The sequence below is a fragment of the Comamonas badia DSM 17552 genome (genome assembly GCF_000484635.1).
Lineage (GTDB): Bacteria > Pseudomonadota > Gammaproteobacteria > Burkholderiales > Burkholderiaceae_C > Comamonas_C > Comamonas_C badia.
In genome coordinates this window covers 90,456-105,097 of sequence record NZ_AXVM01000009.1, presented here as the reverse complement: position 1 = coordinate 105,097, position 14,642 = coordinate 90,456, and the positions used below count along the sequence as shown (strand labels likewise).

Annotated in this window: 16 protein-coding genes; 2 read left to right on the top strand and 14 right to left on the bottom strand. The window is 65.6% G+C overall.

Annotated features, from left to right (window positions below):
• Nucleotides 1–254 (bottom strand): hypothetical protein (locus K320_RS0116325; RefSeq protein WP_024539893.1); only part of this gene is annotated, 254 nt, incomplete at its 3' end.
• 89 nt (nucleotides 255–343) lie between these two features.
• Here K320_RS0116325 and K320_RS0116320 point away from each other — a divergent pair.
• Nucleotides 344–865 (top strand): DUF4124 domain-containing protein, encoded by a 522-nt coding sequence (locus K320_RS0116320; RefSeq protein WP_024539892.1) that lies wholly within the window; start codon nucleotides 344–346, stop codon nucleotides 863–865.
• 9 nt (nucleotides 866–874) lie between these two features.
• On the opposite strand, the gene K320_RS0116315 is transcribed toward K320_RS0116320, so the two are convergent.
• On the bottom strand, nucleotides 875–1,183 hold the full coding sequence (locus tag K320_RS0116315) for an RnfH family protein (RefSeq protein WP_024539891.1): 309 nt from the start codon (nucleotides 1,181–1,183) through the stop codon (nucleotides 875–877).
• Nucleotides 1,176–1,616 carry a type II toxin-antitoxin system RatA family toxin gene (locus K320_RS0116310; protein WP_024539890.1) on the bottom strand — a complete coding sequence of 147 codons (441 nt, stop codon included), beginning with the start codon at nucleotides 1,614–1,616 and terminating at the stop codon, nucleotides 1,176–1,178. The genes K320_RS0116315 and K320_RS0116310 overlap by 8 nt, the downstream gene beginning before the upstream one ends.
• Before the next feature lie 82 nt (nucleotides 1,617–1,698).
• Here K320_RS0116310 and smpB point away from each other — a divergent pair, with 82 nt between their 5' ends.
• A complete protein-coding gene (smpB, locus tag K320_RS0116305) occupies nucleotides 1,699–2,172 on the top strand; it encodes an SsrA-binding protein SmpB (RefSeq protein WP_024539889.1) in 474 nt (157 codons plus the stop codon).
• A gap of 8 nt (nucleotides 2,173–2,180) precedes the next feature.
• Here smpB and K320_RS0116300 read toward each other — a convergent pair whose 3' ends face one another.
• The 11 genes from K320_RS0116300 to K320_RS0116250 form a co-directional block, all read right to left on the bottom strand.
• A complete protein-coding gene (locus K320_RS0116300) occupies nucleotides 2,181–2,735 on the bottom strand; it encodes a redoxin domain-containing protein (protein WP_024539888.1) in 555 nt (184 codons plus the stop codon).
• Between the two features lie 65 nt (nucleotides 2,736–2,800).
• A complete protein-coding gene (locus K320_RS0116295; RefSeq protein ID WP_024539887.1) occupies nucleotides 2,801–3,886 on the bottom strand; it encodes an enoyl-CoA hydratase/isomerase family protein in 1,086 nt (361 codons plus the stop codon).
• A 20-nt stretch (nucleotides 3,887–3,906) separates the two neighbouring features.
• On the bottom strand, nucleotides 3,907–5,742 hold the full coding sequence (gene typA / locus K320_RS0116290; protein ID WP_024539886.1) for a translational GTPase TypA: 1,836 nt from the start codon (nucleotides 5,740–5,742) through the stop codon (nucleotides 3,907–3,909).
• The gene (gene truB, locus K320_RS0116285; protein ID WP_024539885.1) at nucleotides 5,739–6,710 is read right to left on the bottom strand and encodes a tRNA pseudouridine(55) synthase TruB; all 972 of its coding nucleotides are present in this window, start codon (nucleotides 6,708–6,710) and stop codon (nucleotides 5,739–5,741) included. Before truB ends, typA begins: the two co-directional genes overlap by 4 nt.
• Nucleotides 6,707–7,078, bottom strand: a complete 372-nt coding sequence (gene rbfA, locus K320_RS0116280; protein ID WP_024539884.1) for a 30S ribosome-binding factor RbfA — start codon at nucleotides 7,076–7,078, stop codon at nucleotides 6,707–6,709. The genes truB and rbfA overlap by 4 nt, the downstream gene beginning before the upstream one ends.
• Before the next feature lie 63 nt (nucleotides 7,079–7,141).
• Nucleotides 7,142–9,946, bottom strand: a complete 2,805-nt coding sequence (infB, locus tag K320_RS0116275) for a translation initiation factor IF-2 (protein WP_024539883.1) — start codon at nucleotides 9,944–9,946, stop codon at nucleotides 7,142–7,144.
• Nucleotides 9,947–9,969: 23 nt separating this feature from the next.
• A complete protein-coding gene (gene nusA / locus K320_RS0116270) occupies nucleotides 9,970–11,457 on the bottom strand; it encodes a transcription termination factor NusA (protein WP_024539882.1) in 1,488 nt (495 codons plus the stop codon).
• A gap of 71 nt (nucleotides 11,458–11,528) precedes the next feature.
• Nucleotides 11,529–12,098, bottom strand: a complete 570-nt coding sequence (gene rimP, locus K320_RS0116265) for a ribosome maturation factor RimP (protein WP_024539881.1) — start codon at nucleotides 12,096–12,098, stop codon at nucleotides 11,529–11,531.
• Nucleotides 12,099–12,264: 166 nt separating this feature from the next.
• Entirely contained in the window at nucleotides 12,265–12,624 is a 360-nt protein-coding gene (locus tag K320_RS18250) for a thioredoxin family protein (RefSeq protein WP_034343775.1), read from the bottom strand.
• Between the two features lie 7 nt (nucleotides 12,625–12,631).
• A complete protein-coding gene (locus tag K320_RS0116255) occupies nucleotides 12,632–13,915 on the bottom strand; it encodes a c-type cytochrome (protein WP_024539879.1) in 1,284 nt (427 codons plus the stop codon).
• The gene (locus tag K320_RS0116250; protein ID WP_407059771.1) at nucleotides 13,912–14,640 is read right to left on the bottom strand and encodes a c-type cytochrome; all 729 of its coding nucleotides are present in this window, start codon (nucleotides 14,638–14,640) and stop codon (nucleotides 13,912–13,914) included. Before K320_RS0116250 ends, K320_RS0116255 begins: the two co-directional genes overlap by 4 nt.
• Between the last annotated feature and the right edge of the window lie 2 nt (nucleotides 14,641–14,642).

Genomic DNA, 14,642 nt, shown 5'->3' with positions numbered 1-14,642 from the left:
TTCCTTGCCAGCTTGCGCGAGGAGAACACCCCAGTGGCATAACCGTAGACCACCACCTTGACCATCATCGCCGGATGGAACGGCTGATTGCGCGGCCCACCCTTGGCATACCTCGCATGAAACGCCGACAGATCCAGCGCGTCGACCGTATCGCTGATGAAGTAGGCCAGATGCCCCTGCGGCAGCCACTCCTGCAGCGTCGGCGGCAACAAGAGCGATTGCTCAGGAACGTACGGTATGTAGCTCGCGGTCATGCGCGTCATTCTCTTTCACCATTCCGAGCGCGTGGCGTCTGCCGCGCAGACTCCTAGGCGCCGCCATTCGGCGCCGCTACACTGCGCGCATGAAACTGCACAAGCTTCTCTTGCTGGCATTCGCCTGCTTCTGGGCGATGGGAGCCACCGCCCAATACCAGTGGGTGGACAAGGATGGCCGCAAGGTCTTCAGCGACCGGCCGCCGCCCCTGGAAGTGCCGCAGAAAAACATTCTGAAGGAGCCGCGCGCGGTCTCCGCGGCGCGTACGGTCACCGCCCCTGCCGCACAAGGCGATGGTGCCGTCAATGCAGCGGACACGGCCGCGCCGCCCGTGGTGAACGGCAAGGACAAGGCGCTGGAAGAACAGAAGGCCAAGGCCGAAGCGCAGGAAGCCGCCAAGAAGAAAGCCGAGGAAGATGCCAAGGCGGCCCAGGCCGCCAAGGTACGCGCCGACAATTGCGCCCGGGCACGCCAGAGTGCCCAGGCGCTGCAGCCCGGGCGGCTGGTGGGTACGACGAACGCCAAGGGCGAGCGCGGCTACATGGACGACGCCACGCGGGCAGCCGAGCTCCAGCGCGCCCAGCAAATCATCCAGTCGGACTGCAGATAGCGCCGGCAGTCAACGGGTGCGCCTGGCGAAGAGGCCGGTGGCCCGGGCGCCCTGGCGCGCAAAGCGCTCGCGTCTGGCCACCTTCGGGTCCACCCGCAAAGGCCTGCACCACTCGACACGATCACCGCTGCGCAGCAGCGCATCCAGGGCAACCGCCCTGCCCCAGATTCCAGCCTCGTACAGCGGATCGTGGGCCTCCAGGCCGCAGGCATTGAGGGCGTCGGCCACGCTGCATCCCAAGGGCAGCTCCAATGCCCATTCGCAGGTCTGGCGCGGGGCGGCCGATGCGACGACCACCACTGAAACCCGCTCACCCATAGACCTTCTCCGCCCGCGCGACAAAGGCATCGACCAACGAGGCGGCGATCTTGTCAAACACCGGGCCGACGAGTGTTGCCAGCGTCGAGCTGCTGAAGCCGTAGCGCAGCTCAAGTTCGACCTTGCAGGCGCGCTGCGAGCCATCGCCGACCGGATGGAAGTGCCAGTCGCCATCGAGCTGCGAGAACGGCCCTTCCACCAGCGTCATGGTGACGCGCCGGCCCGGTTCATGCCGGTTGCGCGTGACAAACGATTTGCGCACGCCCGCCAGCGCGATACCCACTTCCGCCGTCATGCCCTGGCCGTCCCGCTCGCGGATGAGCGCATGGTCGCACCAGGGCAGGAATTGCGGGTAGCTGGGCACATCCGTGACCAGCTCGAACATCTCTTGCGGGCTGTACCAGATCAGGACGGATTTGCGGACGGTCTTCATGCACGATTCATGCCGGTCGGCAGCCTAGAATGGGCGCCTTCCCTGCTGCGCCGATTCTAGTGGCGCGCCCCATCTTTCCCGCATGGCCAAGAAACCAGAACCCTCCCCGCGCATTGCCGAAAACAAGAAGGCAGCGTTCAATTACTTCTTCGAAGAGCGGCACGAAGCCGGCATCGTGCTGCAGGGCTGGGAGGTCAAGGCCCTGCGCGAAGGCAAGGCGCAGATCACCGAAGGCTATGTCGTCATCAAGAACGGCGAGCTGTTTCTGATCGGCTGCCAGATTCAGCCGCTCAAGACCGCTTCCACGCACGTCAGCCCCGAGGCAGCGCGTACCAAGAAGCTGCTCATGCACAAGGATGAAATCCTGCGCCTCATCGGCAAGGTGGAGCAGAAGGGCTACACCCTGGTGCCGCTCAGGCTCTACTGGAAAAACGGCCGCGCCAAATGCGAGATCGCCCTGGCCAAGGGCAAGGCCGAGCACGACAAGCGCAGCACCATCAAGGAGCGCGAAGGCAAGCGCGAGGTGGAGCGGGCGATGAAAAGCCGCCACCGCTGAGCGGCCGTTCAGCCGGCGGGCGGCACCGCGCACCCCTGTTCGTCGCAGCCATCTCCGGCTGGCGTGGCAACAGCGTCTGGGACGGCGTTCGGCGCCTCTTCAAGAAGCTGGCCCAGAAAAACCCCGAGTTGCAATTCATCGACGTTGCCGAATTGGTGAGCGCGCAGCTGACCAGACTTGTCAAACAGCAGCAGGCTGGGCGTGCCTTGCAGTTCCCAGCGCGCCATGGTGCTGGGCAGCGTACTGTTGGGCATGGGTGCATCCACGCCCACGGGAAAGCGGATTTTGTACTCATGGAGGAAGGCCGCGAGCGCATGCGGCTGCATCGCATCGTGGTGCTCGAACACCGTGTGCAGTCCGATCACCGCCACCCCCTGCCCGCCCAGGGCTTGGTGCACTTTTTTTGCCAGCGGCAGGCCATGCGACACGCAGCCGGGGCAGAGCATCTGGAAGGCTTCCACCAGCACCACCTGCCCACGCAAATCCGCCAGGCGCAGTGGATGGTCGGTATTGAACCAGCGGGACACCTCCCATTCGGGAAACACTGTGCCTGGTGACTGCATACCCGCCCTCCTTTCGACGTTGGGCTGCAATGATAGGCGCAGCGCGGGTTCAAGCGATCCAGCGATCAGGCGAGCCCAGCCAGCGGATGCAGCGCTTGCGGCCAGGGGCTGGCAAAGAAGGCCTGCACGAGCTGCGGGTCCACCGCCTCGATGCGCGCCGGGTTCCATTGCGGCTTGCGGTCCTTGTCCACCGCCAGCGCGCGCACGCCCTCCAGGGTCTCGCTCTGGCCAGGGCGCAGATGAAAGCAGTGGCGCATCAGGTCGCGCTCCATGCGCAGATCTTCGGCCACCGTCATGCCGCGCGCGCGGCGGATTTGCTCCAGCGCCACATACAGCATGAGCGGTGAACGCTGGCGCAGCAATGCAGCCGTCGCTTGCTCCCATGCGCCTTCGGCGGCCTCCAGCGCAGCAATGATGGCGGGTACATCCGGCAGCGAAAAATAACGGTTTATTCTGGCCATATCGCTTGCGTGGTCTGCGCTTGCAGCTATACCTTGTGCAGCAATCCAGCGCTCCACGGCGGCGCCATCGGCAAAGGTCTGGGCACCCAGCGCGTCCCACAGCGCAGGCAGCTGGTCGGACGGCAGCACGACATCGGCAAGCTTCACAGCCACCGCATCGCCCGCGTTGATGGTTTCGCCGGTGAGCGCCAGCCACTCGCCGGCATGGCCCGGGCAGCGCGAGAGAAAATACCCGCCGCCCACATCCGGGAACAGGCCGATGCCGGTCTCGGGCATGGCCATCCTGGTGCGCTCGGTGACGATGCGCAGGCTGGCGCCCTGGCTGATGCCCATGCCGCCGCCCATCACCACGCCGTCCATGAAGGCGATGTAGGGCTTTTTCAGGTGGTGCGTGAGGTGGTTGAGGATGTATTCCTCAGTGAAAAAATCCTCCACGCGCGGATCGCCCTGCTTTGCGGCTTGGTACAGAAACCGGATATCTCCCCCGGCGCAGAACGCGCCAAAAGGCCCTTCCTTGTTGCTGCCGCGGATGGCGATGGCGAGCACCTCGGGGTCTGCCTCCCATTGGCGAAGCGCCGCATGAAGGCCGCGCACCATGCCCAGCGACAGAGCGTTGAGCGCCTTTGGGCGGTTGAGTGTGATGCAGCCGATCTGGCCGTGTACTTCCGTGAGGATTTCTGCCGTGTCCATGCCCTCTCCTTCAGCCTCATTCAATCGCCGCGGTCTTCGCGCGCCGCGCGTTTGCGTTCATGCTCGCTCAGGTGGCGCTTGCGCAGGCGGATGCTCTTGGGCGTGATCTCGACCAGTTCGTCGTCCTCGATGAATTCGACGCCGTATTCCAGCGTGAGGTCGATCGGCGGCGTGACCTTGATCGCATCTTCCTTGCCGCTCACGCGGAAGTTCGTGAGCTGCTTGGTGCGCGTGGCGTTGACCACGAGGTCGTTGTCGCGGCTGTGGATGCCGACGATCATGCCCTCGTACACCGGATCGCCGGGCTTGACGAACATGCGCCCGCGGTCGTCCAGTTTGCCCAGCGCGTAGGTGAAGATTTCGCCCGCATCCATGCTGATCAGCACGCCGTTCTTGCGCCCGCCGATCTCGCCCTTGTGCGGCTCGTAGCTGTCGAAGATGTTGCTGATGAGCCCGGTGCCGCGCGTGAGGTTGAGAAATTCGTTGGTGAAGCCGATCAGCCCGCGCGCCGGAATGCGGTATTCCAACCGCACGCGCCCGCGCCCGTCGCTTTCCATGTTCACGAGCTCGCCCTTGCGCTCGCCCAGCGCCTGCATCACCCCGCCCTGGTGGTTCTCCTCCACGTCGGTGGTGACGAGCTCCACCGGCTCACAGCGCACGCCGTCGATTTCCTTGAAGACCACGCGCGGCTTGGAAACCGCCAGCTCATAGCCCTCGCGGCGCATTTCCTCCAGCAGGATGGTCAGGTGCAGCTCGCCGCGCCCCGCCACTTCGAAAATGCCGTCCTCGCTGGTTTCCTTCACGCGCAGCGCGACGTTGGAGCGCAGCTCCTTCTGCAGCCGGTCCCAGATCTGGCGGCTCGTCACGTACTTGCCCTCGCGCCCGGCCAGCGGACTGGTATTGACGCAGAAATTCATCGTCAGCGTCGGCTCGTCGATCTTGAGCATGGGTAGCGGCTGCGGGTTCTCCGGGTCAGTCAGCGTCTCGCCTATGCCCAGGTTTTCAATGCCGTTGACCAGAACGATCTCGTCCGGTCCGGCCTCGCTCACCTGCACGCGATCGAGCCCCTGGAACTGGTGGATCTGGTTGATGCGCGCCTTGTATTTCGCGCCATCGGGCCCGGCCATCACCAGCACTTCCTGCCCGGCGTGCAGCGTGCCCTGGTTGATGCGGCCCACGCCGATGCGGCCGACGAAGGTGGAATAGTCCAGCGCCGAAACCTGCATCTGCATCGGCGCGCTCGGGTCACCCTGCACCGAAGGCACATGCTTGAGGACGGTTTCGAACAGCGCGGACATGTCCGGCCCCCACTGCTCGCCGGCGTTGCCCTGCGTGAGCGAGCTCCAGCCGTTGATGCCCGAGGCGTACACCACGGGAAAGTCCAGCTGTTCATCATTGGCGCCCAGCTTGTCGAACAGGTCGAACGCCGCGTTCACCACCCAATCGGGCCGCGCGCCGGGTTTGTCCACCTTGTTCACCACGACGATGGGCTTGAGGCCCAGCGCCAGCGCCTTCTTGGTAACGAAGCGCGTCTGCGGCATCGGGCCTTCCTGCGCGTCGATCAGCAGCACCACGCCATCGACCATGGACAGAGCGCGCTCCACCTCGCCGCCGAAGTCCGCGTGCCCGGGCGTGTCGAGGATGTTGATGTGCGTACCCTTCCAGGTCACCGCGCAGTTCTTGGCCAGGATGGTGATGCCGCGCTCGCGCTCGATGGCGTTGTTGTCCATCACGGTATCGACCACTTTTTCGTGCGCGGCGAAGGTGCCGCTCTGGCGCAGCAGCTGGTCCACCATCGTGGTCTTGCCGTGGTCCACGTGGGCAATGATGGCGATGTTGCGAATGTGCTTGCTCATGATGTCAGTGCTTCTTCTTGCAGGATTTGCTGGATTTCAAGGGGGCTCAGGAGCCGGTCGGGAATGAGTTCGCCAGCCGTGACGTGGCCGACGCCGAGCAGCGCAGGTGGCTGCTCGCCATAGACGGCGACGGCAGGCTGGTCGGGCCAGGCGCCGCGGCGGCGCAGGCCGGAGAGAAAGCGCCCAGCTTCTTCGGGCGCCAAAGTGATGCGGGTGTGCTCGGCCAGCAGCGCATCCGTCGGCAGCAGATGCGTGGGCCGTTCGGCCTCGGAGAGTGCTTCGAGCTCGACCAGGCCTATGCAGCGGGAAAGACCGATGCCGCCCGTCTCGGTACGACGCAGCGCACCCAGGTGCGCGCCGCAGCCCAAGGCTTTGCCCATGTCCTCGGCCAAGGTGCGGATGTAAGTGCCCTTGCTGCAGGCAACATCCATTTTGATAGCTGGTCGCGCTTGTCCATCCTGCGTTACAGCCATATTTAGCTTGAATATTTCAACGCGGCGCGCGGCCCGCTCCACCGCGACACCCGCGCGGGCATATTCGTACAGCGCCTTGCCATCCTTCTTGAGCGCGCTGTGCATGGGCGGCACCTGCGCTATGCAGCCAATGAACTGGCGCGTGACGGCGGCCAGACGCTCGGGCGCGAGCATGGCGGCCTCCACGGGCGTGCGGCTCAGCACCTCGCCCTCGGCATCACCCGTGCTGGTCGTCACGCCCAGCACCACCAGTGCCTCGTAGCGCTTGGGCGCATCGAGCTGCAGCGCGCTGAATTTGGTCGCCGCGCCAAAGCACAGCGGCAGCACGCCGGTGGCCATGGGGTCGAGCGTGCCGGTATGCCCGGCCTTCTCCGCGCGCAGCAGCCACTTGGCCTTCTGCAGCGCCTGGTTGCTGGAGAGGCCCAGGGGTTTATCGAGCAGCAGCACCCCATGCACCGGGCGCCGCTGCACCCGGATGCGTGGGGCAGCCGTCATCCTGCGTCCTCGTCTTTGGAGCGGGAAGCCACGGCGCGTGCGATCAGCGCGTTCATGTCGGCCGCGCGCTCGCTGGTGCGGTCGTAGACGAAATGCAGCGTCGGCACGGTGTGAATCTGCAGCCGCTTGAACAGGCTGTTGCGCAGAAATCCGGCGGACAGGTTCAGCGCCTCCTGCGAGGCCTCTCCGTCGCCCACCAGCACGCTGAAGAACACCTTGGCGTGCGCGTAATCGGGCGTGACCTCCACCGCCTGCAGCGTGACCATGCCGACGCGCGGGTCTTTCAGCCCGCGGATCAGCTCGGCCAGATCGCGCTGGATCTGGTCGGCGATGCGCAGGTCGCGGTGGGGGCCGGAATGCTTTTTCATCGTTGAGCGTTGAGCATTGAGCGTTGAGCGTCGCTGAACGCCCAACGCTGAACGCTCAACCTTTTACAGTGTCCGCGCCACTTCCTTGACCTCGAAGAATTCGAGTTCGTCGCCTTCCTTGATGTCGGTGTAGTTGCGCAGCTTGATACCGCACTCGAAGCCTTCCTTGACTTCCTTCACGTCGTCCTTGAGGCGGCGCACCGATTCCACTTCGCCGGTGTAGATGACCACATGCTCGCGCAGCAGGCGGAACTTGCAGTTGCGCGTGACCTGGCCCGAGGTGATGTAGGAACCGGCGATGGTGCCGATCTTGGTCGCCACGAACACCGTGCGGATCTCGGCCGTGCCCAGCGCCTCTTCGCGCTGCTCGGGCGCGAGCATGCCGGACATCGCCGCCTTCAGCTCATCGACGGCGTCGTAGATGATGTTGTAGTAGCGCAGGTCCACTGCGTTCATCTCGGCCGCCTTGCGGGCATTGGCGTCGGCGCGCACGTTGAAACCGATGACGATGGCCTTCGACGCTATCGCCAGGTTCACGTCGCTCTCGCTGATGCCGCCAACCCCGGCGTACACCAGCTGCACCTTGACTTCATCGGTCGAGAGCTTGAGCAGCGATTGCGACAGCGCCTCCTGCGAGCCCTGCACGTCGGCCTTGACGATGATGGGCAGGTGCTGCACCTCGCCCGACTGCAGGTCGGCAAAGACGTTTTCGAGCTTGGCCGCCTGCTGCCTGGCCAGCTTGGTGTTGCGGAACTTGCCGGCGCGGTAGGTCGCGATTTCACGTGCGCGGCGCTCGTCGCCCAGCACCATGAATTCGTCGCCGGCCTGCGGCACTTCGGAGAGACCCTGGATTTCGACCGGGATCGATGGGCCGGCTTCCTTGATGGCGCGGCCATTTTCGTCGCCCATGGCGCGCACGCGGCCAAAGGTCTGGCCTGCCAGCACCATGTCGCCCACCTTGAGCGTGCCGGACTGCACCAGGATGGTGGCCACGGGACCGCGGCCCTTGTCGAGCTGCGCCTCGATCACTAGGCCCTTGGCCATGGCATCGATCGGCGCCTTGAGTTCCAGCACCTCGGCCTGCAGCAGCACGTTTTCCAGCAGTTCGTCGATGCCCATGCCCGTCTTGCTGGACACCGCGACGAACGGAGCGTCACCGCCGTATTCCTCGGGCACCACTTCCTGGGCCACCAGTTCCTGCTTGACGCGGTCGGGATTGGCCTCGGGCTTGTCCGACTTGGTGATCGCCACCACGATCGGCACCTTGGCGGCGCGGGCGTGCTTGATGGCTTCCTTGGTCTGCGGCATGACGCCGTCGTCGGCCGCCACCACCAGAATCACGATGTCGGTGGCCTGCGCACCACGGGCGCGCATGGCGGTGAACGCCTCGTGGCCCGGGGTATCGAGGAAGGTGACGATGCCGCGCGGCGTCTTCACATGGTAGGCACCGATGTGCTGCGTGATGCCGCCCGCCTCGCCCGTCGCCACCTTGGTGCGGCGGATGTAATCGAGCAGCGAGGTCTTGCCGTGGTCCACGTGGCCCATGACGGTGACCACCGGCGCGCGCGGCAGCGATTCAGCTTCGTGGCTCGAAACCTCTTCGGCGGTGAAGGCCTCGGGGTCGTCCAGCGCCGCGACGACGGCGGTATGGCCCATTTCCTCCACGATGATCATCGCGGTGTCCTGGTCCAGTGGCTGGTTGATGGTGACCATCTGGCCCATCTTCATCAGTACCTTGATCACTTCGGAGGCCTTCACGGCCATCTTGTGCGCCAGCTCGGCCACGGTGATGGTCTCGGGCACATGCACCTCCAGCGCACGGAACTCCACCGGCGCGGCCGACTGGTGATGGCGCTCTTCGCGGCCACCGCTGCGGCGCCCACCGCGGGAGGTGCCGGCACGCCAGCGATTGGCGCCCACGCCGCCCGAGGAATCGCCCCGGGTCTTGAGGCCTTTTTTCTTGTCGCTGTCGCCCGCCCAGCTCGAAGAGAGCTTGGACGACTTCACTTCCTTGCTGTTCGAAGGCGTGGCGGGAGCAGTCGTCTTGTGCAGCGTGCCCTTCTTGGCGTCGCCCTTGGCGGCGTCCTTGTCCTTGGCGCCGCGCGTCTCTTCCGGCTTCTTGGCCACCAGCACCTTCTTGGGCGCGGCCATCATGGCGCGGATGGCCTCGGCTTCCGCCATGGCCTTGCGGCGGCGTTCATCCTGGTCTTCGGCCCGGTCGGCTTCCTCGGCGGCTTTGGCCTGCGCCTCTGCTTCGGCCGCCTTGCGCGCCTGCTCTTCAGCGGCCTGGCGCGCAGCAGCCTCTTCAGCAATCTCCCGGCGGGCTTCTTCGGTCAGTGCCGCTTCACGCGCCTTCTTTTCGCGCTGTTCAGCGACATAGGCCGCAGCGCGCTCTTCGGCTTCGCGCTCCTTGCGTTCGCGTTCGACGCGCGCAGACTCCAGTTCCGCCGCCTGGCGGCGCATCAGCTCTTCCTGACGCTGCGCCTCCGTCTCGCGGCGCGCCTGCTCGTCGGCCTCGAGGGCCACCGGCGACTCCGCGACCCTCTCGGCAGGCGCATCGGGCGTGCCGTCGCGCTTGACGAAGGTGCGCTTCTTGCGCACCTCCACCTGGATGGTGCGCGCCTTGCCGGTCGCATCCGACTGGCGGATTTCGCTGGTCGAGCGCTTGACCAGCGTGATCTTGCGCCGCTCGTCCACGGCGGTGCCATGGCTGGCCTGCAGGTGCGCCAGCAACTGCTGCTTGTCAGCATCGCTGAGCGCATCGGCCGCCGATGTCTTGGCCACCCCGGCAGAGCGCAGCTGCGCCAGCAGGGTTTCGGGAGTCTTGTTGAGTTCGGCAGCGAACTCGGTGACGGTATTACTCGACATATGCAGTACGTTCCTCCCCGATCTCATTCATCGCCCGCGGCAAACCAGTGTTCGCGGGCTTTCAGGATCAAGGCCTTGGCTTCATCCTCGCTCTGGCCGGTGAGCTCCACCAGCTCATCCACGGCCAGATCGGCCAGATCGTCGCGCGTCGTGATGCCGCCCGCCGCCAGCTTGACGATCAGGTCGGCATTCAGGCCGGGCAACTCGCGCAGGTCTTCATCCACCTTGCCAACCACCTGCTCGCGCACGATCTGCATCGTCAGCAAGGCGTCCTTGGCGCGGGTGCGAAGTTCGTTGACGATTTCTTCGTCGAAGCCTTCGATTTCCAGCATCTCCTGCAGCGGCACGTAGGCCACTTCTTCGAGGTTTTCGAAGCCTTCCTGAATCAGGATGTCGGCGATGTCCTGGTCCACGTCGAGCTTTTCCATGAACAGCTGGCGTGCGACGCTGGTCTCGTCGGCTTCCTTCTGCGCCGATTCGGCCGCATCCATGATGTTGATCTTCCAGCCGGTCAGGTCGGACGCCAGGCGCACGTTCTGCCCGCCGCGGCCGATGGCGATCGCCAGGTTTTCCTCGTCCACCACCACGTCCATCGCGTGCTTTTCCTCATCGACGACGATGGATTGCACGTTGGCCGGCGCCAGCGCACCGATGACGAACTGCGCCGGGTCTTCGCTCCAGAGCACGATATCCACGCGCTCGCCGGCCAGCTCGTTGGTGACCGCATTCACGCGCGTGCCGCGCACGCCGACGCAGGTGCCGATGGGATCCACGCGCTTGTCGTGCGAGAGGACGGCAATCTTGGCGCGGCTGCCGGCGTCGCGCGCGCAGCTCTTGATTTCGAGCAGGCCCTGTTCGATCTCGGGCACCTCGTTGCGAAACAGTTCGATCATGAACTCCGGCGCCGAGCGAGAGAGCAGGATGGGCGCGCCGCGCAGCGTCAGGTCCACCTCCATGATCATGGCGCGCACGCGGTCGCCGCTGCGCAGGTTTTCCTTGGGAATCATCTCGCCGCGGCGCAGGCGCCCTTCCACGCGTCCGCTCTCGACGATGATGTCGCCCTTGTCCATGCGCTTGACGGTGCCGGTGAAAATCTTCTCGCCGCGGCTCATGAAGTCGTTGAGCAGGGTCTCGCGCTCGGCATCACGGATTTTCTGCAGGATGACCTGCTTGGCCGCCATCGCGCCGATGCGCCCGATCGGCACCGAATCCACCGGCTCCTCGATGTACTCGCCGACCTGAACGCCTGGCACACGCTCCTGGGCATCCATCAGCATTTCTTCGGCGTCCGGGTTCTGCAGACCGGCATCATCGGGCACGACCAGCCAGCGGCGGAAGGTTTCATGCTCGCCGGTCTCGGGGTCGATCGCCACGCGGATGTCCACATCGCCCTGGTAGAGCTTCTTCGTAGCCTGGGCCAGCGCCGATTCCACCGCTCCCATCACCACATCGTGTTCCACGCTCTTTTCGCGTGAAATCGCCTCGATGAGCATCAACAACTCGCGATTCATGCCTCGCACTCCTGTTTCCAAATGTCGGTGGGCCGCCATTGCAGACGGCAGCCCCGTAGTGTTTCTATCGCTCAGCCCTGCGGCGGCGCCTTGACGCCGCGCCCCTTGAAATTGACGACCGGCGCGAGCCTGGCTTCGCGCAGCTCATCCCACACGAAGCCCAGCACCTGAACGGGAGCGCTTTCACGCTTCTTGCTGATGCGCTGCCCTGGCTTGGGAGCGGGCGCATCGCTCCAGCTGATCTGCCAGCTGCCCGCATCGCCGCGCGCCAGCAGGCCCCTGAACTTCTTGCGATTGGCCGCCACCTGGCCCTGCGCCGCAGCGCCCAATGGGGCCTTGAGCGTGATGTCGACTTGTTCGCCGCAAAAGCGATCGAGATCCGTTTCGTTGCGCAGCAGCCGGTCTATGCCCGGCGACGAGACCTCCAGGCGCCTGTAATCGGCATCTTCCACTTCCAGGGCAAACTGCAGCTGGCGAGTCACCGCCTCGCAATCGTCCACGGTGATGAAACGTTCTGTCTGCGCCGGCTCCCAGGGCACATCGATGGTGACGCGCAGCACGCCTCCCGCGGAGTGCTCTATCTCCACGAGTTCGAAACCCAGGCCCTCTACGGTCTGCTGGACGACTTGCTGCAATGCCACTGCTGTCTGCGCTCCTGGGGACAGCGCGCTGCGCCGCCCGGTCAAAAGTCAAACGACCAAAAAAAACGGGCGGTTGAAACCCGCCCGTTTTGGTCGTGAAGCTAGCATTGTAGTGAAAAAAACCCCAATTTTCAACAGCTTCAATCGCCGGGAGGCCACTTGGCACTCACGTGCGGCTCAGGATGACGGCCTGGAGCGCTGCCAGCGCAGCAGGATCGTCCAGCGCCACGCCATCGTCAGAGGTCAGACCTGCCAGCAGGCGCGCCAGCACCTCGGCGCGCGGCTGCACGGGACCGAGGAAGCGCACCTCGTCCGCGTTGCCGATCAGCATGGTGGGGAAAGTCTCGATTTCGAGTTCCTCCACCAGCGCTTCTTCGTCTTCCACATCCACCCAGGCAAAGCGGATTTGAGGCCAATCGGCCGACAGAGCTTCGAAATCCGGGTGCAGAGCGCGGCAGACATTGCACCACTCGGCACACAGGCAGAGTATCCACCAGGACCTTGGATCGCTGTTCAGGACTGGCATGCGCGGCTCACGAACCGGCGCGCTCACGCGCGCGGTGAACGCCCACAATGCCAACGGGCGGCGCCCCATTGCCCCAGGCATCGCGGATGTAGGACAGAACGGCCGCCACGTCGTCGTCCGACAGGCTCTGGCGAAATGGCGGCATGCCGTAGGGGCGGGGATTGCCCGCCGTCGCGGGAAGATAGCCGCCGTGCAGCACGATCTGCACGAGGTTCAAGGGTTCGGCCATGCGCACCGCCCGGTTGCCGGCCAGCGCCGGGAATGCTCCCGGCTTGCCCTGCCCCTCGTCGTCATGGCATTGGGCGCATTGGTCGTGGTAGATCTCGTGGCCGCGCTCGAGTACGCCCGCAGGGGGTGGCTTGCCATGCGCGGCAGTCTCCGCCCTCTGCGGCAACTGGCGCAGCCAGGCCGCCATCGCGCGGGCGTCCTCCGCATCCAGGTACTGGAGGCTGCTGAACACCACTTCAGCCATGGGCCCGGAGACGCCGGCCTGCGCCGAAACGCCGCGGGTGAGCAGTGCCACGACGTCATCCTCAGCCCATTGGGAAACGCCGGCCTGCGCCTCCGACGTGAGTGAAGGCGCCCACCAGGCGTCGCCCTCCACGAGCCCGCCGCCCAAAGGTGCATCGCTGCGCAGCCCGCCCAGCGCGTTGCGCGGTGTGTGGCAGGCAGCGCAGTGCCCCAGGCCTTGCGTCAGGTAGGCACCGCGGGTCAGCTCGGGGCTCGCCTGCTGCGCCACTTCGCCGCTGCCCGGGCGGAAGTACAGCGCCCGCCAGACGGCCAGCGCCGCCTGGGTGCTGTAAGGAAAATCCAGCTGATGGCGTACCGGCTCCTGCCGCACGGGCGCGAGCGTGCGCAGATAGCTGAAGATCGCATCCGCATCCTCGCGCGTCACATGGGTGTATTCGGTGTAAGGGAACGCCGGATACAGCAGCCGCCCATCGCGCGAGCGGCCGTTGTGCAGTGCGCGCCAGAACTCATCGGGCGTCCAGTGCCCCAGTCCGGTGGCGTCGTCGGGCGTGAGGTTGCTCGAATACACCGCACCAAACGGGGTTCGGATGGCTCGCCCGCCAGCGTAGTCAGCGCCGCCCGGCTGGGTGTGGCACGACGCGCAGTCCCCGATGCGGGCGAGGTAGGCTCCGCGGGCCACCACTTCTGGCGATGTGGCAGCCGGGCTGCCAGAGCCCAGAGGGGTTTCGCCAAGCCGGTTCAACGCCGACACCGCGTAAACCGCTACGGCCACGAGCGCGGCAGCTGCCAGGGCGATCGGCCCAAAAATCCGCCGCTTCATCGCTGCTCTCCGCGCTGGTCAGGGGGCAACTGCACTTGCAGGCTGCCGCAGCGCAGCGGCAGGGTGTCGGGTGCATGGGCTGCAGCCTTGCCGTCATCCGGCACGGCCTGGACGGAGAGCCAGGCGGCCACCGCCTGCACATCGTCCAGGGACAGGTGCCTGGCTATCTGCGCCATGCAGTCGGGTGCCGGCGCATGGCGCTGGCCGGTGCGCCAGGCCCCCAACTGGCTGCTCAAGTAGTCTCGCGACAGACCCAGCAGGCTGGGAATGAACGGCTCCGCGCCGGTGAGCTTCTGGCCGTGGCACTGCTGGCACGCCGGCAAGTCACGCGTTGCATCGCCATGGCGAACAAGTGCCTCCCCGCGCTCAAGCACCGCCTGCGGTGCCGTTGCGGGTGCGGGCGCGGCGTAAGGCAGCTGCAGCTCGGAAAAATGACTGGCCATGGCGTACAGATAGCCGTCCGTCAGGTGCGTGAGCAGATAAGCCATCTGGGGATAGCTGCGCCGCCCTTCGCGGAAATTGCGCAACTGGTTGTAGAGGTAGCCTGCAGGCTTGCCGGCGATGCGCGGGAAATAGCCATCGGGCGTGGCGCGCCCCTCTTCGCCATGGCACGCGGTGCAGGGCAGGACCCGGTCTGCCATGGCATCCTGTGAAGCACCCTGGGCCCAGACCGCACCCATGCAGCACAGGCACGCCAGCAGCGCGCTGCGAATGAAATTGCGCATGG

Excerpts from the sequence above, each read along its gene's own strand:
- K320_RS0116320 (WP_024539892.1), top strand. The coding sequence starts at position 344 with ATGAAACTGCACAAGCTTCTCTTGCTGGCATTCGCCTGCTTCTGGGCG.
- nusA (WP_024539882.1), bottom strand. The coding sequence starts at position 11,457 with ATGAATCGCGAGTTGTTGATGCTCATCGAGGCGATTTCACGCGAAAAG.
- K320_RS0116250 (WP_407059771.1), bottom strand. The coding sequence starts at position 14,640 with ATGCGCAATTTCATTCGCAGCGCGCTGCTGGCGTGCCTGTGCTGCATG.
- K320_RS0116315 (WP_024539891.1), bottom strand. The coding sequence starts at position 1,183 with ATGGGTGAGCGGGTTTCAGTGGTGGTCGTCGCATCGGCCGCCCCGCGC.
- infB (WP_024539883.1), bottom strand. The coding sequence starts at position 9,946 with ATGTCGAGTAATACCGTCACCGAGTTCGCTGCCGAACTCAACAAGACT.
- rbfA (WP_024539884.1), bottom strand. The coding sequence starts at position 7,078 with ATGAAAAAGCATTCCGGCCCCCACCGCGACCTGCGCATCGCCGACCAG.
- K320_RS0116310 (WP_024539890.1), bottom strand. The coding sequence starts at position 1,616 with ATGAAGACCGTCCGCAAATCCGTCCTGATCTGGTACAGCCCGCAAGAG.
- K320_RS18250 (WP_034343775.1), bottom strand. The coding sequence starts at position 12,624 with ATGCCAGTCCTGAACAGCGATCCAAGGTCCTGGTGGATACTCTGCCTG.
- K320_RS0116255 (WP_024539879.1), bottom strand. The coding sequence starts at position 13,915 with ATGAAGCGGCGGATTTTTGGGCCGATCGCCCTGGCAGCTGCCGCGCTC.
- truB (WP_024539885.1), bottom strand. The coding sequence starts at position 6,710 with ATGACGGCTGCCCCACGCATCCGGGTGCAGCGGCGCCCGGTGCATGGG.
- K320_RS0116300 (WP_024539888.1), bottom strand. The coding sequence starts at position 2,735 with ATGCAGTCACCAGGCACAGTGTTTCCCGAATGGGAGGTGTCCCGCTGG.
- typA (WP_024539886.1), bottom strand. The coding sequence starts at position 5,742 with ATGAGCAAGCACATTCGCAACATCGCCATCATTGCCCACGTGGACCAC.
- smpB (WP_024539889.1), top strand. The coding sequence starts at position 1,699 with ATGGCCAAGAAACCAGAACCCTCCCCGCGCATTGCCGAAAACAAGAAG.
- K320_RS0116295 (WP_024539887.1), bottom strand. The coding sequence starts at position 3,886 with ATGGACACGGCAGAAATCCTCACGGAAGTACACGGCCAGATCGGCTGC.